The following is a 19,541-nucleotide window of genomic DNA, read 5'->3' on the forward strand; positions in this document are numbered from 1 at the left end:
GATGGCCGCTGCGGAATATCCATGAACAATTAACTCCTCCTGCCCAACCAACCCTGAATGAGAAAAACTCTCTCACCCAAGGCTGACACGAAGGGCCAATGGTGTGTTTTTCAGGAACGCTATCTCACTGAAGTGCGGTAGCGTTCCTGCATTTAAAGCCATTGCTGCCCTAGCGTTTCGGGTGCCGGGCTATTTCCACCATGTGTCGAGCAGGGACACCGGAACGGTTCGCTTGTGCCGGCTGCGCAGGAAGCGGCCTTCGATGCCCGCAGCGGCTGCCTCACTGACGTCCTTACCTTCGAGGTAGTCGTCAATTTCGTCGTAGCTGATGCCGAGTTCGTCCTCGTCGGTGCGGCCAGGGACGCCGTCGAGGAGGTCAGCGGTTGGAACCTTTGCCCACAGCTGCTCCGGGGCGCCGAGCTCGCGCAGCAGTGCCCGGTTCTGACGCTTGTTCAGGGTAGACAGCGGAAGGATATCGGCACCGCCGTCGCCAAACTTTGTGAAGAAACCCGTGACGGATTCTGCAGCATGGTCGGTTCCGATGACCAGCAAGTTCTCTTGCCCCGCCAAGGCATACTGGGCGATCATGCGGCTGCGAGCCTTGATGTTTCCCTTGTTGAAATCAGTGACATTTTCCGTGGCCGTCGTGGCGAACTCAGCCGCGAAGCCGTCCACGGCCGGGGCAATATTGAAGGTCCGCTCAGTTTTGGCGTTGATGAACTTCAACGCTGCTTGAGCGTCATCTTCATCGTGCTGAACTCCGTAGGGGAGGCGCACTGCGATGAAGTTCGCATCAGTGCCCTCCGCTGCAAGTTCTTCCACAGCTAGCTGTGCCAACCGGCCTGCAAGAGTGGAATCCAGACCACCGCTGATACCCAGCACGTAGCCGTTAGTACCCGTCGCTTTGAGGTAGTCCTTCAAGAATGCCACCCGTCGAGTGATTTCCCCAGCCGGGTCAATCATCGGTTGGACGCCAAGTTCGTCAATGATTTGTGCTTGTAGTTCTCGCATGTGACTAAGCGTATCCCGTGCATATTTCGGCAGTGTTGCGTGCGCCCAATTAGAATGGATCCCATGACCTCCACACTTGCTGCTGACCGTGCCCGCCTGCTCGAACTCGTCAAGGAACTCGCTGTTGTCCGCGGCAAGGTAATCCTCTCCTCCGGCAAGGAAGCCGACTACTACATCGACCTGCGCCGCATCACGCTCCACCACGAAGCTTCCCGGCTCGCCGGCCGCGTCATGCTGGCCATGTTGGACGACGCCGGCATCGAGTTTGAGACGGCCGGCGGCTTGACCATGGGTGCAGACCCCGTCGGCACAGCCCTGATGCATGCAGCTGGCGACGCAGGCCGCAGTATTGACGCATTCGTGGTCCGCAAGGCGCAGAAGTCCTACGGTATGGGCCGTCAGGTTGAAGGCCCTGGCGTCGATGGGCGCAAGGTTGTTGTCTTGGAAGACACCTCCACTACCGGCGGATCAGCTCTGACCGCCGTCGAAGGTGTGCGCAAGGCAGGCGGCAACATTCAAGCCGTGGCCGTGATCGTTGACCGCGACACTGGCGCCAAGGAGCGCATCGAAGCCGAGGCCAACGTTCCTTACCTGTTCATCTTCGGCAAGGACGAGCTCGGCCTCTCCTAGTCCCCACCTGCCTGCCGGGTAAATCGCTGCGCAATTTCTCCGGTACCTGGCACGCGTGGGCCATCCACGCCCTCCCAATGCACAACCCCAATGCACAACGATTTGAAAGGCTTCTTTTGTCGAAGCTGTATTTCCGTCACGGCGCCATGAACTCGGGTAAGTCCACAGGACTGCTGCAGGCCGCGTTCAACTATGAGGAGCGCGGCCAGCGGGTTCTGTTGGCCAAGCCGGGCGTGGACACGAAGGGGGAAAATTCCATTGTTTCCCGCCTCGGCGTCAGCCGCGAGGTCGACTTTGTCATCCCGCCGGGTTCGGATGTTCGGGCCCTGTTTGCGGCAGAAGCTGCAGGGGACGCCCCCGATGCGCTGCTGCAGCACATGGATATGGCACCGGTCGCTTGCCTGCTGGTGGATGAAGCTCAGTTTTTGGACCCGGCCCAGGTCGACGATCTGTTCCGCATCGCCGTGCTGGACCGCGTCCCGGTCCTGGCTTACGGACTCCGCACCGATTTCCGCACCAAGGCCTTCCCCGGTGCGGCGCGGTTGCTGGAAATTGCGCACTCGTTGGAAGAGCTCAAAACTATCTGCCGCTGTGGTCGCAAAGCCATGTTCAACACCCGCCGTGTGGGCAGCGAGATAGTGTTCGACGGCGATCAAGTCGCCATTGAGGGTGCCGAGGTTTGGTATGAATCCCTCTGCGGCAACTGCTATTTGGAGGCTTCGGGCGGCACATTGGGGTTCTAGGACGGGCAGAGCTCCCCATCGCGAAGAAAGATGGGGAGCGTTAGGCTCGCAACCATGGCGCTGCCTGTCCGGGCCGCGCAGATGGATGGAGTCCTCATATGTCAGTGCAGCCGCCGTGGCCAGACCGGCCCGGTTCCGACTCGGAAGCAAACCACGCTCAGGGGAAAGCGCCGCAGCATGATGGCTGGACCCAACCAGGACAGCATCAAGTCCAGAGTCAACAGCAACCGCCATCAGGACAACAACCACCGTACGGGCAGCAACAGCAGGGGCAACCGTACCCTCAGCAGCCTCAGCAGCCTCAGCAGCCTCAGCAGCCCGGTCAATACGCTCCGCAGCAGCCGCAGCAACCACCGTACGCACAGCAACCACAGAGTCAGCCGCGGTATGGCCAGCAACAGTACGGACAACAGTCTCCTGCGGCACCGTACGGCTCGCATCAATTCAACGCCCAGCCGTATTACGGCGCGCCCAACGGTACTCCCGGCGGGATGACCCCGGCGCCGAAGAAGAAGCGTCTACTGCCGTGGATCCTTGCTGGTGGCGGACTAGCGATAACGGCCGTCATCGTGACTGTGGTGTTACTAGTTTCTGGACTTTTCGCGGGCGGAAACAAAGCCAATATGGTGGCTGCGCCCACCACGTCTGCCTCCTTCTTGTACCCCGAGGGCTGGATCCGCACCGGTAAGAACGTCACCATTTTTAACGAAGATGGCAGCCGGCCGGCTGAACATTTCAGGGCGGTAAATAAAAGCGATTCTGCGTCTTCCATGATGGTTTATGAGGCTGGAGATAGGCCTACAGGTGCTGTCACCACGGAGAAGATCCATGCAGCGATAGATCAAGGCCTGGCCGCTCAACTCGCAGCCTCACAAGAGGATCTGGTGTATTTCCGCAGCACGTCCGCCTTCGGCTGTCTGAAAGATTTTGCCTACACCGACAAGCCTGTCATTGTTGAGCGTGATGGCTTGTACGGCTACAGCTACGGCTACACCTGCTTTAGTAATCGAGGCAAGATCACAGGGAAATACCTCGTTGCTTATGACACCGTTGGCGTGTCGCACAGAATGACGGTGGAGGCTGTAGATGCTGAATGGGCCAGCAATAAAGCAACGCTGACGGCCATCGTTGATTCACTGAAGCCGGCGGTCTGACACGACAGTGCTTCAACCCGCTCAGGATAGTTGTGCCCATCGCCTGATCCGCGGGAGCCTTTATAGGATCTAAGAAATGCGTCGCTTGTCGTTGCCGCGCGGAAGAAGGAGTTCTCGCATGCCAGTGCCGCCGCCGCATCAGCCTCAGTCCGAGCAGCCCGACCCCGAGTTTGGCGAGCAAGTTCCGGCTGTGCCGTACGTGGTGCCGGATGACGCGGCACATGGCGCTTCGGCGCAATACGCCACCCAGTACGCCCAACAGCACAGTAATATGCTGGATCCCGCTGCGCCGGAGAGCTCCTACGCCAACGCCGGCACTCCTACCGGTGTAGTCGCAGCGACGGTCCCACCGCACAAGCCACACAAGAACAAGCCACACAAGAACAAGTGGCCACTGCCGTGGATTCTGACCGGTACCGGAGTGGTGGTTGGGGCGGCCATAGTATCCATCGTGAGTGTGACGATGGTTTCCGGACTGCCCTTTGGTGGAAACAAAACCAAGATGGTGGATGCGCCCACGGTTTCTGCCTCGTTCCAGTACCCTGAGGGTTGGATCCGCATCAGTGAGAGCTACACCATTAATAACAAAGACGATGACCTCCCGTCTGCGGAACTTTTTGCCGCCGTTAACAACAGCGGTTCAGCGACTTCCATGCTCTTTTACGAGGCCACCAAAAGGCCTCCCCGCGAACTCACCAAGGAGGAGATCCATACAAGGGTCAATCAGGGTCTGGCCCGTCAACTTGCGGCCACTCAGGAGGACCTGGCGTCTGACCACAGCGTGATTGCTTTCGGGTGTGTGGATGATTTTTCCTATACAAACAAACCTGTCATTGTTGAGCGGAATGGCCTGTACGGCTTGAGGTACGGATATACCTGCTTCAGTTCCCAAGGCGATATTACGGGGGAGTACCTCGTTGGCTTCGACACCGTAGGCCGGTCGTACAGAATGGCAGTGGAAGCTCTGGACAGCGAGTGGGACAACAGCAAGTCCGCGTTGAAGGCCGTCGTAGATTCTGTGCAACCCAACCCCTTGCCCTGAGTTGAAAAGGATCAAAACCCCACCACAATAGACATACAAAAGGGTGCCTCGCCAATCATGGCGAGGCACCCTTTACGGTTCGGGTTACGTCGTAGACGCTAAATCAGTGGAATGAGATCCGCCACGGAATTCAGGGCTTGATCCGGCCGGAACGGGTAGGCGTCGATGTCTTCGGGCTGGGTGATCCCGGTGAATACAAGCACCGTATGCAGGCCCGCTTCCATGCCCGCAATGATGTCGGTATCCATGCGGTCACCGATCATGGCGGTGGTTTCGGAATGGGCCTGGATCCGGTTCATGGCCGAACGGAACATCATGGGATTGGGTTTGCCCACAATGTAGGGTTCCCGGCCAGTGGCCTTGGTGATCAGTGCGGCAACGGCACCAGTGGCCGGCAAGGGGCCTTCCCGCGAGGGGCCTGTGGCGTCCGGGTTGGTGCAGATGAATCGGGCACCGTCGCCAATCAAACGGATGGCCTGCGTGATGGCCTCGAAAGAATAAGTCCGAGTCTCACCGAGCACCACATAGTCCGGGTTCTGGTCGGTGAGAATAAAGCCTGCCTCATGCAACGCCGTCGTCAATCCAGCCTCGCCAATGACAAAGGCGCGCCCGTGCGGCATTTGCGACTTCAAGAACTGGGCGGTGGCCAGCGCAGAGGTCCACAGGTTCTCCTCAGGGACATCCAGACCAGACTGCTTGAGCCGCGCAGCCAGATCACGTGGGGTAAAGATCGAGTTATTCGTCAGCACCAAGAAGCGCTTGGACGTGTCCACCCAACGCTGGATCAGTTCGGCCGCACCAGGTACAGCCTTGTTTTCGTGGACTAGCACGCCGTCCATATCCGTGAGCCAGCATTCGATGTCGGCGGGTTGACGTTGTTGCACAGTGGTCATGATTCCTCCTGAAAGTGGGCAGATGGCCTACCCCAAGTCTTGCAGAGAAAAAGGTGTTGCGCCGATGCTGGGCAGTTGTGCGTAAAGTTGAACGGTGAGTAAAACCGGTGAAAACCCTGCCCCAGATGATGCCATGACGCCCGAGCATCCGGAACTGCACCATGAGGTAGGCCTCGGCCCGTGGGAAGGTGAGCTGCCCGAGGGTGATCACTGGGATCCCGAATTGTTGGCCAACGGCGACCGCCGAAACGTTCTGGACGAGTACCGCTACTGGAGCATGGAGGCCATCGTGGCCGAGCTGGACACCCGCCGCCACGACTTCCATGTCGCCATTGAAAACTGGCAGCACGACATGAACATCGGCACCGTGGTGCGCACCGCGAACGCGTTTCTGGCCAAGGAGGTGCACATTATTGGTCGACGGCGGTGGAACAAGCGAGGCGCCATGGTCACCGACCGCTACCAGCACGTCCGCCACCACCCCACCGTTGAGGACTTTGTCACCTGGGCGAAGGGCGAAGGGTTGGCGATCATCGGTATCGACATTTTCCCGGACTCCGAACAGCTGGAAACGTACGAGCTGCCCCGCAACTGTGTCTTCGTCTTTGGCCAGGAAGGCCCGGGTCTCAGCGATGAAGTGCATGCTGCCGCGGAAACAACGTTGTCCATTGAACAGTTCGGCTCCACCCGCTCCATTAACGCCGCCTCCGCCGCGGGCATCGCGATGCATGCCTGGATCCGTCGGCACGTCTTCAACCAGAGCGTTGGGTAAGCCAGCCGCCCACCTGAGCGAGAGGGTCCGGCGTCGTGCGTGGTGAGCATTCTTAGCAACGACGGCGGACCACTCACCTTCAGTGGTCCGCCACGCCGCCGGCGCTGCCGAGAACTACCGGGAGACGGGCTCGGAAGCGTTTAGGAGGTTCAGCTCTGAGCGGCGCGGCATCCCTTCCCAGTCGCCAGGGACCAGGCAGGCAAAGGCCCCGGTCTGAGCAGCCGTGAGCAGCCGGGTGCCCACCGGCTCGCCGAGGAGCAATTCAGCCAGGTAGCCGGCTACAAAGGCGTCGCCGGCTCCCACGGTGTCCACCGCACTGATGGGAATGGCCGGCTGCGTGAACGTTTCGCCGGCAACCAGCGCCACAGCACCTTGGGCCCCGAGCTTGATGATCACCTGTGCGGGACCGAGCTCGGCGATTCTGGCTGCCAACTGGTGCGGATCGGATGCTTCGCCGACAACAATGGCCGCCTCGTCATCGCCAGCAAACACCACATCCGCCTGCTCAATCAACGACCTAAACGCCACTGCGGCGTCCTCCTTGGACCATAATGCCTGCCGGTAGTTCAGGTCAAAGGAAACCAAGGTTCCTGCTGCGCGAGCCTGCTGGACAGCAAAGGTGACAGCCTCGGCCGCGGAGGCTGAGAGGGCCGGGGTGATGCCGGTGATGTGCAAGAGCCGGGCTCCGGTGATCAACTCCGCCGGGAGGTCTTGGGGACACAGCCGGGATCCGGCACTCCCTGCCCGGTAGTACATGACCTTGGTTGATTCAGCTGTGCGGCGTTCCTTGATCATGAGGCCGGTGGCGGCCCCGGGGTCTTGGCGGCTATGCAAGATGAGGTCTTCGGCACGCAACTGGCGCAACACCAGGTCGCCCAAGCTGTCCTGACCAACTCGACCGGCCCAAGCAACGGTGGCGCCCAGCCGGCGCAAGGCGATGGCCACGTTGCTTTCTGCCCCGCCAATGCCCAAGCCCAGCGTTGTCTCATGCGCCAGCGGACCGGGATTAGTGGACTTCATCAGGGCCATGGTTTCGCCGAAGGTGACCACGTCCACCGCTTTGCCCGCCATGGTGGTCGGCGCACTGGCCTGTCCGTTGGTCTGCGCACGCACCGGTTTTTCGCTCACTTTTTGGCTCCGCTGGCAGCATTTCGGGCAGCTACGGCGGCGGCAACCAACTTGGTGACTCTGCGTGCACGCTGGGTCAGTGCCGCCAAGTCCCCACCTCTGAAAGCATCGCCGAGCAAGGGCCCGCCCAAGCTGACGGCCAAAGCTCCTGCTGCAATCCACTCGGGGGCGTTGTCAATGGAGACCCCGCCTGACGGGATCACTTCAATGCTGGGGAACGGACCTCGAAGGTGCCCAACATATCCTGGCCCCATGGTGCTGGCCGGGAATATCTTCACTGCTGTGGCTCCGGAATTCCAGCCGGCGAACAGTTCCGTAGGCGTCAACCCGCCAGGAAAAACTGGAATGTTGCGCTGGGCGGCTGCTTCCACCACGGCCAGATCGGTGATGGGAGTAACCAGGAATTTGACCCCGGCGTCCATGACTTCCACAGCCTCCGCGAGCGAGGTAATAGTTCCCACACCTATGTCCACTGCGGTGCCAAACTCTTCCAGCAGGAGCGGCAGCTGCGCCACTACGCCGGCAGTGCTCAACGTTAGTTCAATGGTGGTGACGCCGCCAGCGGCTAGGGCCGCAATCACGGGCGCATACTCGCTGGCATGACCGGCGCGCAGGACGGCCACCACGGGGTTGCCTCGCAAGAGTTTACCGGCTGCCGGACGCACGGTCTTCTGATTTTGACTCACGTCACTGTTCCCAATTGCCATGGTACAAACTCTTCCTGCCCTAGATCCAACTCTTCGCTGACTGTTTTCTGACCCGAGGCTACGGCCAAAATGGTGGCAAAAATCTCTTCCCCCATCTCTTGCACGGTGGATTCACCATCCACGATCACACCGCAGTTGATGTCCATGTCCTCCGGCATTTGCCGATACATTTCGGAGTTCGTCGCTAATTTGATGCTGGGCGTCGGTTTGCAGCCCAGCACCGAACCACGCCCAGTGGTGAAACAGACAACGGTGGCGCCACCGGCCACAATGCCTGTCACTGAAACTGGGTCGTAACCTGGTGTGTCCATAAATACGAAGCCATTTTCTAACACCGGTTCGGCATATTCATACACTGCTGTGAGTTCAGCCTGCCCTCCCTTAGCCACAGCACCGAGGGACTTTTCCAAAATGGTCGTTAGTCCTCCGGCCTTATTTCCTGGAGAAGGGTTGTTGTCCAGACTGCCGCCGCCCTGGGTGGCATAGTTCTGCCACCAATCGATTCGGTCTAACAACTTTTGTCCCACCTCACGGGAGACAGCACGCCGGGTCAGCAAGTGTTCGGCTCCAAAGACTTCAGGAGTTTCGGCCAAGATGGAGGTGCCGCCATAAGCGACCAGCAGATCTGAGGCTACCCCCAACGCAGGGTTTGCGGTGATGCCAGAGTAGCCATCGGAACCGCCGCAGTTTAGCCCCAGCACAAGTTCGGCGACGTCAACCACTTCACGTTCCAGGGCGTTGACAGCCGGCAGCATTTCATGGATTCTTGCCACGGCGGCCTTGACGGTAGCGCGAATTCCGCCGGTGCCTTGAATGGTCATCTGGTCCACAATTTTTGCGGAATTATCGACGTCCAGAAAGCGCTCCGTCTGCAACATCTCGCAGCCAAGTCCCAGGACCAGCAACCCGGCAAAGTTGGCGTGTTGGGAGTATCCGCGCAACGTCCGTTCCAACACGTTGGCACCCTCGCTATCGAGGACCATGCCGCAGCCGCTGCTGTGGGTCAGAGCAACCACGCCATCGACGTTGGGATACTCATCCAACACGGAGCCCAGAAATTGGTGGGCCACCATTTTTGCGGTGCTCGCAGAACAATTCACGGACGTCAGGATCCCAATGTAGTTCCGGGTTCCCACCTTGCCGTCCTTCCGGCGGTAACCCATGAACGTGGGCCGCGCGCCGGTTGGTGTTGGTGGCGTGATGCGGGCGGTGCCAAAGGAGTACTCGCGCTGGCTCGTGTCCATGCCCAGATTATGGGTATGCACATGCTGCCCACGTTTGATCTCTTTGGTGGCCAAACCGATGGACTGACCGTATTTGTGCACCTGGGAACCGGCCGGGATGTCCCGAAGCGCGACCTTGTGGCTGCGGGGAATATCCGTAAGGACTGTCAGTTCCGCTTGCCCGGGCACCTCCACGGTGGTCCCTGCGCGAAGCACCGCGGTGGTGAGGGCAACGTCGTCGTCCTTGGCGAGGATCAGCAGCTGGGCGCGAGTTTGTGCTGCCTCAGGAGAGCCCGGATGCGCCGTCACCAGTCGTGGACCGTTCCATCGAGGAGTCTGTTGACGGGGAGATAGGCGGGTGTGTAGTCGTAGCTCTTGGCGAGTTCTTCGTTGTAGTCCACGCCGAGGCCGGGGTTGTTGCCTGGGTGCAGGAGTCCATCGGTGAAGGTGTAGCTGGTCTTAAACACTTCCAAGGTTTCTGGGGAGTGTTTCATATATTCCTGGATGCCGAAGTTGTGAATGGCCATGCCGAGGTGGAGTTGGGCGGCTTGACCAACAGGGGAGATGTCGGTGGGTCCGTGGAAGCCTGACTTGATTTGGTAGATCGCGGCGAAGTCCATGAGTTTACGCAGGGCGGTGATGCCGCCGGTGTGCGTCACGGCGGAGCGAACGTAATCAATGAGTTGTTCGGTGATCAGCGTCTGGTAATCGTGGATGCTGTTGAATACTTCACCGATGGCCAGTGGAGTGGTGGTTTGGGAACGGACTCGGCGTAAGCCTTCTTGGTTCTCACCGGGGGTGCAGTCTTCGAGCCAGAACAAATCGTAGGGTTCCAAGGACTTGCCGAGGGATGCTGCCTGATTGGGGGTCATGCGGTGGTGGCCGTCGTGAAGCAAGATCAATTCCGGACCGAATTCTTCCCTGACAGCTGCGAAGACACTGGGTATGTGGCGGAGGTAGGCGCGGGTGTCCCAGTTTTCCTCGGCCGGGAGCGGCAGGCGTTTGGCGGGCTCATAGTCGTAGCGCTCGCCGGGGCGCTGATCGGTGGCCACCCCGTAGATTTGCCCCAGTCCGGGGACGCCCGTCTGCACCCGGATGGCCTTGAAGCCTTCATCCACATGGTTGCGGATCGAGGTGAACAAGGATTCGTTATCTGAACCGGAGGCGTGGCCATAGGCGAGTGCGCCGATGCGCGAGGCGCCGCCGAGGAGTTGGTACAGCGGGAGGTTGGCGATTTTAGCTTTGATGTCCCAGAGGGCAATGTCGACGGCGGCGATGGCGGCCATGGTGATGGGGCCGCGGCGCCAGTAAGCACCACGGTAGAGGAACTGCCACATGTCCTCAATGTTGTGTTCGTCCTTGCCAATGAGTAGTGGTACCACGTGTTCTCTTAGGTAGGCGACTGTGGCCAGCTCGCGCCCGTTGACGGTGGCATCGCCGAGGCCAACAACACCGTCCTCGGTGGTGATGCGCAGCGTGACAAAGTTACGGCCCGGGCTGGTGACCAGCACTTCGGCATTGCGAATAGTCATGGAATTGTTCTTTTCTGGTGGGTGCTACGGGCGGGCTGCGTAAGACTGCAGGGGAATGTTGTACGTCAGATCGATGGCTGTCTCGATGCCTTCGTCCAGGTTCATGCGGCCCTCCGCAACAAGGCGGGCGAGGTATCCGGCGTCGATCCGGCGGGACAAATCATGCCGGGCAGGGATAGACGCCAAGGCGCGGGTGTCATCAACAAAGCCGCTGGTGTTGTAGAAGCCGGCCGTCTCAACGGCTGATTCGCGGAAGCGCAGCATTTGTTGGGGGCTGTCCAGGAACCACCAGGGGGCACCCAATTTCATGGCCGGGTAGGCGCCGGCCAAGGGCGCCAGCTCCCGGGAATACACGGTCTCATCGGTGGTGAAAACAATGAAGCGGAAATTGGGGTTCATTCCAAATTCATCGAGCAAGGGACGCAGTGCTCGCGTAAATTCCATGGCCACGGGGATATCTAGGCCGGTATCGGGGCCATGGGCACCCAAGATTGCAGCATTGTGGTTGCGCAATACCCCTGGATGGAACTGCATGACCAGGCCATCTTCGGATGACATGCGGGCCATTTCAAAGATCATGCTGCAGGAGAATGCTTCAGCTTCCTGGGCGGTCACCGTGCCCTGGAGTGCTGCTGCAAAAATCCGTGCTGATTCCGCGGCAGGCAGCGGGGTGGTGTCGGCACTGAGATGTCCATGGTCGGTTGCTCTGGCTCCGGCGGCGATGAAATCGGCACGTCGCTGGCGCAGCGCGTCCAGGAACGTGCCGTAGTCCACCACCTCGATGCCTGAGGCCTGGGAGAGAGTGTTGATCTCTTCACACCAGTTGGCGTTGCCCACATGAAGCAAGGAATCAGGCCGGAAGGTGGGGAGAATCTTGTGCGCTCCCGGCAATTGGGCCAATTTATGGTGGGCGGCGAGATCGGCAGCGGCGGCATCGGTGGTGGCCAGGATTTCCACGTTGAAGCGCTCCAGGATGGACAGAGGGCGGAACGCATCGGTGGCCAGAGCAGCTTGGAGCTGGTCGTATAGTGCATCTGCATTTTCTTCCGAAGGCAACATGGTGGCGCCGAAGATCACAGCCAGTTCATGCTCCAGCCAAAAGCGGGTGGGTGTTCCTCGGAACAGCTTCCAATTCTGGCAGAAGCGGCGCCAAATGGCCCGCGGATCCATTTCAACCGCCGTGCCGTCCTTGGAGGGGACCCCCAACTCACTGTGTCGGTAGCCTTGGGAGACGAGCATGCGCACCAAGTAGTGATCCGGCACGATCAGCATTTCTGCCGGATTGCCGAAGAGTTCATTACGCAGGAACAATTCGGCTTCCACATGTCCATGCATGGAAACGATCGGGAGCCCGCTGATGTGTTGGTAGATTTCTCGGGCCAGTGGCCGCACGGTGCTGCCGGCTGGCAGGGCGCGGTCGGGGTCAAGTACCCATGGATTGGAATTTGTCATTGCTCGTTCAGCCTCTCCTTTGAAACAAAATGAAACAAAATATGAAACAGCCTCATTTCCACTATCTGGTAACGGCCCTTGAATGGCAAGAGATTTCTAGAAACTAACGACACATTTTGAATATTTTCAGAAACATTGAAACTTTTTGTTACAACCGTTGACATTGAGACGTGACGCGTTGCAGACTGTGATGCAACGCACTTTTTGACAGCTGATGACCAACTGCGGCACAACCGCAGTAAAGCCACTGGCACACCTACCAAGAAAAAGAAAGGGGACTCGGATGGCTGGCTCAGTGACTGTCAGAGACGTGGCAAAGGCGGCGAGCGTTTCAGCTGCCACCGTTTCCCGGGTTCTGACCTCACCGGAAATTGTTGCGGTCGGCACAAAGGCGCGGGTAATGGCTGCTATCGAAAATCTTGGCTATCAGGGCGGTTCCACTGCTGCCGTGGCGACCAAGACTCGCACAGGAAATATCGGTCTCGTCGTGCCGGACTTGGAGAACCCGTATTTCGCGTCAGTCACGAAAGGCGTCCAAGCCAGGGCGCTGGCGCTGGGCTACTTTGCCTTGGTGGCTGACTCGGATGAGGATCCCCGATCAGAGTTGGACCTGGCCAGAAGGCTGCGCCCCCAAGTGGACGGGCTCATTCTTTGCTCAGCGCGAATGCCGGATGCTGATCTTCTGGAGTGTGCGCAGGATCCAACAATTGTCCTTGTCAACCGCCGATTGGAGGGTGTTACCAGCCTCTTCGTGGATGATACGGAAATTATTCGTCAAGCTTTGGGCCACCTCTACGCACTAGGTCATCGTCATGTGGCCTATGCCGGAGGGCCCACGGGGTCGTGGTCGGACCGTCAACGCAGATTGGGCATCGAAGCCGTCGTTGCTGAATGTCCGGCGTTAACAGTGACGTCCCTGGGTGCTTTTGCGCCGGTATTCGATGGTGGACTCTCTGCTGCGGACCAAGCGTTGGCCACTACCGCAACAGCCGTCCTAGCCTATAACGATCTCATTGCACTGGGCGTGCTAGCCAGGCTTCGCAGCCGTGGGGTGGATGTGCCCGGACAAATGAGCGTGGTGGGCATTGATGACATCAATGCTGCCAGCTTGGTCTCACCAGCATTAACCACTGTCCGTGCACCGTTGCGGCGAGTGGGGAGCGTGTCCGTGAACCTCTTAATGGATTGCATTGAGTCTGGTGCCTCCGTACGCCCGGTGGAGCCGATCCAGATTCAACTGGTGGTGCGGGCCTCCACAGGAGTTCCGGCGCCTTAGCGTCGCTGATTCAACACCCCTATTATCTTTACCCTGATTCCGGCCTTCTAATCTTCCGGTCCCTCAAGTCCTTCAATTCCTTCAATTCCTTCAATGTTTTAGTTTTCCGGAGTAATTCACCCTTTAGTGCCCATGCCTAGCCACTGCTTTATCAAAATTCCGCTAATACTTTTGAGCTCGCTCAAAAAGGTACACATCATTCACGATCAGATCCTTTCCGCAATGTCGCGGAATTCCACGAAAGGTCACGCAATGCGATCAAGCAAAAAGATTCAATGGACAGCTGCCTTAGCGCTCTCAGGGCTCATCATCACGGGGTGTGGCGCACCCGGTGGTGGTGGCAGCACGGAGAGCTTATCCAGCAGCGACGTTCCGGAGAAGCCCTCCGCAGCAGTGACACTGAACATTCTTGATGTTGCTGGCAATAAGCAGCTGACGGAAGGAATCTTTGACTCATTCGTGGAAGAGCACCCTGACATCATCTCCAAGGTCACGTGGGAAACAGCCGGAGCCCCTGACATGGCAGGCAAGGTCAAAGCTCAGCAGCAGGCCGGAAACTTGAAGATCGATCTGGTACTCACCGGAACCGATGGTCTTGCCGCCGGCATTAGCCAGGACCTGTTCACCACGGTCGCCACCGATTTCAAGGACCGGCTCTCCAACATGGATAACTACCAGGAGCCTGCCGCAGCTATGCAGGAACTGGCACAGGACCATGCCGTTGAACTGACCTACTACCCGTCGGGCCCCTTGCTGGAATACAACCCGGAGAAGGTACCCAACCCGCCCACAACCGCTGCAGAGCTGCTGGACTGGGCAAAGGCCAACCCCGGCAAATTTGGTTACGCCCGCCCGGCTAACTCCGGCCCCGGCCGCACCTTCTTGATGGGCCTGCCGTACATCCTCAATGACTCAGACCCCTCAGATCCGGTCGCCGGTTGGGACAAGACCTGGGACTTCCTGAAAGAACTTAACCAGGGCATCCCGAGCTACCCCACCGGAACCGGTGTGACCATGAACAACCTGAAGAACGGCACGTGGGACATGGCCATGACCACCACCGGGTGGGACATCAACCCGCGGGCCCTGAACCAGGTCCCCACCAACTTCAAGGTCCAGGCGCTGGAGGGCTTCACCTGGGTTACTGATGCGCACTACGCAGCGATCCCTAAGGGAGTTTCCGCAGACAAGATGTCAGCCATCCTGCAGGTCCTGCAGTACGCCTTGACCCCTGAGCAGCAAGCCAAGACCTACGACTCCGGCTACTTCTACCCCGGCCCGGCCGTCAATGACGTCACCCTCTCGATGGCCCCCCAGTCCAGCCAGGACGTCATCAGCAAGTTTGGTCGGCCCGAATATGACGATCTCATTGCCAATAACCCCAAGGCCAAGCCCATTGACGCCGACGCCTTGGTGAAGGCCTTTGACAAGTGGGACAACGAAGTTGCCAGCGGAAAGTTTGAGAAGAAGTAATGAGCAACCACATCAGCACCTTTGAAACTCTTGAACTGGAGAATGTTGCCCGCAATTTTGGTGGCCAGGCTGCTCTGCGTGGTTTGAATCTTTCCATCAAACGCGGTGAATTCATCGCACTGTTGGGCCCTTCCGGTTGCGGAAAGTCAACAGCTTTGAACTGCATGGCAGGCTTGCTCCCCCTGACTGGCGGACGCATTCTGATGGACGGCAAACAGATTGATCAGCTCCCGCCCGAGAAGCGCGGATTCGGCATGGTCTTTCAAAACTATGCACTGTTCCCGCACCTGAGCGTGGAAAAGAACATTGCCTTTGGTTTGGAAATGCGCAACGTCCCCAAGGCGGAGGTGAAAAAGCGTGTTGCCGAAGCCATCGAATTGGTGCAGCTTGGTCCGCACGCCAAGAAACTTCCGGGACAGATGTCCGGTGGACAGCAGCAGCGAGTAGCTATTGCCCGCGCCGTGGTGCTGCGTCCGCAATTGGTCCTCATGGATGAGCCGCTATCCAACCTCGATGCCAAGCTGCGCTTGGAGATGCGTACGGAAATTCGCCGGCTGCATCAGTCGCTGGGACTCACCACTTTGTACGTGACCCACGACCAGGAAGAAGCCCTGTCGCTGGCAGACCGCCTCGTGGTGCTGCGTCTGGGCCAGGTTCAGCAGGTTGGTACGCCTGAGGAACTGCACGAACGGCCGGCAAACTGGCACGTGGCTGACTTCATGGGTTACCGGAATCTAATGGAAGGCGTTGTGGAGCGGGTGCACGGCTCAGCCGTTACCGTGTCCGTGCTCGGAACCACCATGACCGGTTCAACGCAGCATCATGTTGCAGCCGGTGACACCGTCAAGGTGGGGCTCCGGGCAGAGGATCTTGAGATCATCGCCCCGGGCCATGACAGTCTGGGCCGCTCCATCTTGGAAGCCACGGTGGAAGTAGTGGAATACCAGGGACGCGAATTTGCGGTGGAAGCCCGTGCAGTAGATGGCACTGCGCTTCATGTGCGCACACCTGAACATGTGCAGCCTGGCCAGAAAATCTACTTGGCAGCATCTCCGGACCGCGTTCTGATCTTTCAGTCAGCACTTGAGGACGCCGCGCCGGTGCAGCCTGAATTGCTCGGTGCCGCATCATGACATTGACAACGCGCAAACCTCCGGCGCGGATGGAGGAGCCATATTCCCGCCCAGCCCTGACCCACCGTCTGGCTGAGCGCGGCATTGACCGGCTCCTGCTTTTACTGGTTCCGGCCTTGATCTTCTCGCTAGCGTTGTTTGTTTATCCGTTCCTGTACGGTCTGGGTTTGTCCTTCCAGCCCAAAGAAGGCGGCATCTTCGGTGCCTACATCGCCTTCTTCACGGATCCCAACATGCGCGGCATGGAGTCCATTTGGATCACCCTTCGCCTCGCCATCCCGGCGGCCTTGTTCAACGTCTTGGCATCCATTCCGCTGGCCTTCAAGATGCGTGGCAAATTCCGCGGTAAACGGGCACTAACCACCATCTTGGTCATCCCGATTACGCTCGGCACCGTGCTCACCGCCGAAGGTCTCCTGAACTTCTTTGGGCAGCGCGGCTGGTTCAACCGCATGCTGGATTTGGTGGGCATTGGCCCGCTGGATCTGGTGCAGAACTACTGGGGTGTTTTGTGGTCGCTGATCATCTCCGGCTTCCCCTTCGCTTTCCTCCTCATTTTGTCTTACCTGTCAGGAATCGATCCGAACCTGGAAGCGGCTGCACGCACCTTGGGTGCGGATTGGAAGCAGCGTTTCCGCCGCATCACGTTGCCACTGTTGGCTCCGGGATTGGCAATCACTTTCTGCCTAACATTCGTTCTGGCATTTAGTGTCTTCCCGTCGGCGATTCTTGTGGGTGACCCGGCAGGGTCTACCAGGGTCATCGCCTATGTCGCCTACAACGCGTGGGGACAGCAATTCGACTACCCGCTGGCGTCTGCTGCAGCCATCGTGATGGGTGTTGTGGAATTGCTGGTCATCTTGATTGTGCTCGTTTGGCGTTCACGGATGTACAAGGGTTCAACTGGAGGTAAGGGCTGATGAGCGTAACCATGAAGCAAAACGGCACAACGGTGCCGACACGACGACGCATTGTGGCAACCCCGGGAACATTCCTCGTGGCTGGTGGCATGATCATGTTCCTGCTGCTACTCCTGGGTGTGGTCGGCTCGGTGGTAGTGAACTCCTTCGCAACCCAGTGGTTCGACAGCTGGATGCCGGACGGATTCACCCTGTCCTGGTACGCCACCGCGTGGAAAGATTTTGATCTCGGCCAGGTGGTGGGAACCACCCTGATCGTGTCCGTCGCCGTGGTCTTCTTCTCCGTAGTGATTGGGGCTCCGGCTTCCTACGTCCTGGCCCGACGCAATTTTCCCGGCAAGTCCGTGGTCATGCTGGTGTTCTTGCTCCCGATCATGATGCCGCCCATCACCTACGGCATTCCCTTGGCAACACTGCTGACCTATCTGCACCTGGCACCCGGACTGACCGGCGTTATTTTGGCCAACTTGGTGCCGTCCGTGCCGTTCGTGATCCTGACCATGACACCATTCATTGAACAGATCAACCCGGGCATTGAATCGGCGGCTCGCATGTGCGGTGCCAACATGTTCAAGTTGTTCACAAAGATTCTTGCCCCGCTGCTGGTTCCAGGGATTCTGGCTGCCGCAGTTCTGGTTCTGGTCCGCACCGTGGGCATGTTCGAGTTGACATTCCTGACCTCGGATTCGACCTCCAGCACCTTGGTGGTCTCACTCTTCAACGCTATGACGGGGGCCGGTATCCGCGCCCAGCAGTCCGTGGACGCCATGGCCGTCATTTACATGGCCATGATGATGTTGCTGCTGGCGATCGCCCTGCGTTTTGTGAATCCGACTCAGTTGGTCTCACAAATGAAGGAAGTGGACGACTGATGAGCCTCGAATCCAGTGTCCAGACACTCCAGCATTCCCAGCTATCCCTTGACACCCTAACCGGGGCTGCTGCCCGGCCGGGTGTCATCGGGCCCACCCTCGATCCGCGCAGCCTGACCACGGGCATTGTGCATCTGGGCGTGGGAGCATTCCACCGCGCACACCAGGCCGTGTACACCGAAGATGCGGCCACCACCAGTGGGGAAACCCACTGGGGCATCTTGGGGGTCACCGGCCGGACCGCGAAAGTGGCACAGCAACTTGCGCCGCAGAACGGGCTCTATTCGGTGCTGACGCGCAGTGCCCAAGCGCAGTCCCTGCGGATCATTGCATCACTGCGCGGCGTGGCTTTCCCCGGCGTAGACACCGACAGTGTCGTGGCGGCGATTGCCGCACCGCAGACACAGATCGTCTCCACCACGATCACCGAAAAGGGGTACCCGCGCACCAGCGCCGGACGTCTGGAAATTTCCCATGAGGGGACAGCGCACGACATTGCCACGTTGCGCCGTTCCTTGGCCGGAAAGTACGACGCCGGTCCGGCGGCTACCGCCCTTGGACTCCTCGCGCGCGGGCTGGGACAGCGTTTTCAGGACAGTGGTGCACCTTTGACCGTTGTGCCATGCGATAACTTGCCCTCCAATGGAGCCTTGACCCGACAGCTCATGTCGAATTTTGCCGGTGAAGCTGGCAATGCGGAATTTTCGCAGTGGCTCGCTGACGCTGTCGCCTTCCCCTCCACCATGGTGGACCGGATTGTCCCAGCCACAACGGCTGCCGATCAAGCGGAAGCGCTGTCCATTTTGGGTCTGCAGGATCAGGGACTGGTAGTTGCCGAGCCATTTGGGCAGTGGGTCATTGAGGATGCTTTTGCCGGTGGGCGGCCAGCTTGGGAACAGGCAGGGGCAACCATCACCGCCAATGTGGAACCGTTTGAGGTGGCCAAGCTGCGCATGCTCAACGCCACCCACTCACTGTTGGCCTATCTGGGGGCACTACGTGGTTTTGTCACGATTGCCGACGCTGTTGGTGATGAGGCGCTGAAGCTGGCGGCCCGTCGGCTCCAGAGTGAAGACGTCATCCCGACCCTTACAGCCCCGGATGGCTTGGACTTGCAGGCCTACGGTGATTCCATCTTGGAGCGGTTCGCGAACCCCGCGCTGGGGCATACCACCATTCAAGTGGCCATGGACGGTTCGGAAAAGTTGCCCATTCGTCTCTTGGGGACGGTGAGTGACCGGCTAGCTGCCGGTAGCGTGCCGGAGAGCGCGGCGCTGGCCGTGGCCGCATGGATGGTCTTCGTCTACCGTGGTCGAGACGTCAATGGCGAAACGCTCACGTTGGATGATCCCGCGGCACAGCAACTGCACAACGTGGCTCGGGGCATCGAAAACGAATTGTCAGAGCGCATGTTTGCGCTGGGTAACGTTTTCCCTCAGGACGTCTCCGGGCACCTGGGGTTCCGCAAAGCGGTTGCGAGCCACGTCCACGATTTGTTGCGTGAGATTCGCTAGCGGGCGCCCTACCCAGACGCAACACCTCCAAGCGCCGCACTGGCGGGCCGTGGCACTGAAGCCAGG

Annotated in this window: 18 protein-coding genes; 11 read left to right on the top strand and 7 right to left on the bottom strand. The window is 59.2% G+C overall.

Features of this window, described 5'->3' with window-relative positions; all coding sequences use genetic code 11:
* Window positions 1-189: 189 nt before the first annotated feature.
* Window positions 190-1,011, bottom strand: coding sequence for an ammonia-dependent NAD(+) synthetase (gene nadE, locus AB0O97_RS15370; RefSeq protein WP_363883818.1), 822 nt, complete (start codon window positions 1,009-1,011; stop codon window positions 190-192).
* A gap of 63 nt (window positions 1,012-1,074) precedes the next feature.
* Between nadE and pyrE the strand changes: the two genes are divergently transcribed.
* The 4 genes from pyrE (at window position 1,075) to AB0O97_RS15390 (ending at window position 4,580) form a co-directional block, all read left to right on the top strand.
* Window positions 1,075-1,641: an orotate phosphoribosyltransferase gene (gene pyrE, locus AB0O97_RS15375; RefSeq protein WP_363842551.1), complete on the top strand. Its 567-nt coding sequence runs from the start codon at window positions 1,075-1,077 to the stop codon at window positions 1,639-1,641.
* Between the two features lie 116 nt (window positions 1,642-1,757).
* Complete coding sequence (locus tag AB0O97_RS15380; RefSeq protein WP_363842554.1) at window positions 1,758-2,384, top strand: thymidine kinase; 627 nt, start codon at window positions 1,758-1,760, stop codon at window positions 2,382-2,384.
* A gap of 491 nt (window positions 2,385-2,875) precedes the next feature.
* Window positions 2,876-3,538 (top strand): hypothetical protein, encoded by a 663-nt coding sequence (locus AB0O97_RS15385; RefSeq protein WP_363883820.1) that lies wholly within the window; start codon window positions 2,876-2,878, stop codon window positions 3,536-3,538.
* A gap of 118 nt (window positions 3,539-3,656) precedes the next feature.
* The gene (locus AB0O97_RS15390; protein WP_363883821.1) at window positions 3,657-4,580 is read left to right on the top strand and encodes a hypothetical protein; all 924 of its coding nucleotides are present in this window, start codon (window positions 3,657-3,659) and stop codon (window positions 4,578-4,580) included.
* Window positions 4,581-4,678: 98 nt separating this feature from the next.
* On the opposite strand, the gene AB0O97_RS15395 is transcribed toward AB0O97_RS15390, so the two are convergent.
* Window positions 4,679-5,473 (bottom strand): HAD-IIA family hydrolase, encoded by a 795-nt coding sequence (locus tag AB0O97_RS15395; RefSeq protein ID WP_363842569.1) that lies wholly within the window; start codon window positions 5,471-5,473, stop codon window positions 4,679-4,681.
* Window positions 5,474-5,606: 133 nt separating this feature from the next.
* On the opposite strand from AB0O97_RS15395, the gene AB0O97_RS15400 reads away from it, so the two are divergent.
* Window positions 5,607-6,245, top strand: coding sequence for an RNA methyltransferase (locus AB0O97_RS15400; RefSeq protein ID WP_363883882.1), 639 nt, complete (start codon window positions 5,607-5,609; stop codon window positions 6,243-6,245).
* Window positions 6,246-6,359: 114 nt separating this feature from the next.
* Here the strand turns inward: AB0O97_RS15400 and AB0O97_RS15405 are convergent, their stop codons facing one another.
* The 5 genes from AB0O97_RS15405 to uxaC are packed head-to-tail and all read right to left on the bottom strand — an operon-like array spanning window position 6,360 to window position 12,287.
* A complete protein-coding gene (locus AB0O97_RS15405) occupies window positions 6,360-7,373 on the bottom strand; it encodes a sugar kinase (RefSeq protein ID WP_363883823.1) in 1,014 nt (337 codons plus the stop codon).
* Entirely contained in the window at window positions 7,370-8,059 is a 690-nt protein-coding gene (locus tag AB0O97_RS15410) for a bifunctional 4-hydroxy-2-oxoglutarate aldolase/2-dehydro-3-deoxy-phosphogluconate aldolase (protein ID WP_363883825.1), read from the bottom strand. The genes AB0O97_RS15405 and AB0O97_RS15410 overlap by 4 nt, the downstream gene beginning before the upstream one ends.
* On the bottom strand, window positions 8,056-9,612 hold the full coding sequence (locus AB0O97_RS15415) for an altronate dehydratase family protein (protein ID WP_363883826.1): 1,557 nt from the start codon (window positions 9,610-9,612) through the stop codon (window positions 8,056-8,058). The genes AB0O97_RS15410 and AB0O97_RS15415 overlap by 4 nt, the downstream gene beginning before the upstream one ends.
* Entirely contained in the window at window positions 9,609-10,835 is a 1,227-nt protein-coding gene (gene manD, locus AB0O97_RS15420; protein ID WP_363883828.1) for a D-mannonate dehydratase ManD, read from the bottom strand. The genes AB0O97_RS15415 and manD overlap by 4 nt, the downstream gene beginning before the upstream one ends.
* Before the next feature lie 24 nt (window positions 10,836-10,859).
* Window positions 10,860-12,287: a glucuronate isomerase gene (gene uxaC / locus AB0O97_RS15425; RefSeq protein ID WP_363883830.1), complete on the bottom strand. Its 1,428-nt coding sequence runs from the start codon at window positions 12,285-12,287 to the stop codon at window positions 10,860-10,862.
* A gap of 283 nt (window positions 12,288-12,570) precedes the next feature.
* Here uxaC and AB0O97_RS15430 point away from each other — a divergent pair, with 283 nt between their 5' ends.
* From AB0O97_RS15430 to AB0O97_RS15455, 6 genes are all read left to right on the top strand, one after another.
* Complete coding sequence (locus tag AB0O97_RS15430; protein WP_363883831.1) at window positions 12,571-13,563, top strand: LacI family DNA-binding transcriptional regulator; 993 nt, start codon at window positions 12,571-12,573, stop codon at window positions 13,561-13,563.
* A gap of 252 nt (window positions 13,564-13,815) precedes the next feature.
* A complete protein-coding gene (locus AB0O97_RS15435; RefSeq protein ID WP_363883833.1) occupies window positions 13,816-15,036 on the top strand; it encodes an extracellular solute-binding protein in 1,221 nt (406 codons plus the stop codon).
* Window positions 15,036-16,169: an ABC transporter ATP-binding protein gene (locus AB0O97_RS15440; protein ID WP_363883835.1), complete on the top strand. Its 1,134-nt coding sequence runs from the start codon at window positions 15,036-15,038 to the stop codon at window positions 16,167-16,169. The genes AB0O97_RS15435 and AB0O97_RS15440 overlap by 1 nt, the downstream gene beginning before the upstream one ends.
* Window positions 16,166-17,089: a sugar ABC transporter permease gene (locus AB0O97_RS15445; protein ID WP_363883837.1), complete on the top strand. Its 924-nt coding sequence runs from the start codon at window positions 16,166-16,168 to the stop codon at window positions 17,087-17,089. Before AB0O97_RS15440 ends, AB0O97_RS15445 begins: the two co-directional genes overlap by 4 nt.
* Window positions 17,089-17,961, top strand: coding sequence for an ABC transporter permease subunit (locus AB0O97_RS15450; RefSeq protein WP_363883839.1), 873 nt, complete (start codon window positions 17,089-17,091; stop codon window positions 17,959-17,961). Before AB0O97_RS15445 ends, AB0O97_RS15450 begins: the two co-directional genes overlap by 1 nt.
* A complete protein-coding gene (locus tag AB0O97_RS15455; RefSeq protein WP_363883841.1) occupies window positions 17,961-19,475 on the top strand; it encodes a mannitol dehydrogenase family protein in 1,515 nt (504 codons plus the stop codon). The genes AB0O97_RS15450 and AB0O97_RS15455 overlap by 1 nt, the downstream gene beginning before the upstream one ends.
* Window positions 19,476-19,541 lie beyond the last annotated feature (66 nt).

It is taken from the genome of Specibacter sp. NPDC078692 (assembly GCF_040686835.1).
In the GTDB taxonomy this organism is placed as follows: Bacteria; Actinomycetota; Actinomycetes; order Actinomycetales; family Micrococcaceae; genus Specibacter.

What these genes read in the sequence shown, in the direction of transcription:
- AB0O97_RS15400 (WP_363883882.1), top strand. Translation starts at nt 5,607, where the DNA reads ATGACGCCCGAGCATCCGGAACTGCACCATGAGGTAGGCCTCGGCCCG.
- AB0O97_RS15440 (WP_363883835.1), top strand. Translation starts at nt 15,036, where the DNA reads ATGAGCAACCACATCAGCACCTTTGAAACTCTTGAACTGGAGAATGTT.
- AB0O97_RS15430 (WP_363883831.1), top strand. Translation starts at nt 12,571, where the DNA reads ATGGCTGGCTCAGTGACTGTCAGAGACGTGGCAAAGGCGGCGAGCGTT.
- uxaC (WP_363883830.1), bottom strand. Translation starts at nt 12,287, where the DNA reads ATGACAAATTCCAATCCATGGGTACTTGACCCCGACCGCGCCCTGCCA.
- manD (WP_363883828.1), bottom strand. Translation starts at nt 10,835, where the DNA reads ATGACTATTCGCAATGCCGAAGTGCTGGTCACCAGCCCGGGCCGTAAC.
- nadE (WP_363883818.1), bottom strand. Translation starts at nt 1,011, where the DNA reads ATGCGAGAACTACAAGCACAAATCATTGACGAACTTGGCGTCCAACCG.
- AB0O97_RS15385 (WP_363883820.1), top strand. Translation starts at nt 2,876, where the DNA reads ATGACCCCGGCGCCGAAGAAGAAGCGTCTACTGCCGTGGATCCTTGCT.
- AB0O97_RS15390 (WP_363883821.1), top strand. Translation starts at nt 3,657, where the DNA reads ATGCCAGTGCCGCCGCCGCATCAGCCTCAGTCCGAGCAGCCCGACCCC.
- AB0O97_RS15395 (WP_363842569.1), bottom strand. Translation starts at nt 5,473, where the DNA reads ATGACCACTGTGCAACAACGTCAACCCGCCGACATCGAATGCTGGCTC.
- AB0O97_RS15445 (WP_363883837.1), top strand. Translation starts at nt 16,166, where the DNA reads ATGACATTGACAACGCGCAAACCTCCGGCGCGGATGGAGGAGCCATAT.
- AB0O97_RS15455 (WP_363883841.1), top strand. Translation starts at nt 17,961, where the DNA reads ATGAGCCTCGAATCCAGTGTCCAGACACTCCAGCATTCCCAGCTATCC.
- AB0O97_RS15450 (WP_363883839.1), top strand. Translation starts at nt 17,089, where the DNA reads ATGAGCGTAACCATGAAGCAAAACGGCACAACGGTGCCGACACGACGA.
- pyrE (WP_363842551.1), top strand. Translation starts at nt 1,075, where the DNA reads ATGACCTCCACACTTGCTGCTGACCGTGCCCGCCTGCTCGAACTCGTC.
- AB0O97_RS15435 (WP_363883833.1), top strand. Translation starts at nt 13,816, where the DNA reads ATGCGATCAAGCAAAAAGATTCAATGGACAGCTGCCTTAGCGCTCTCA.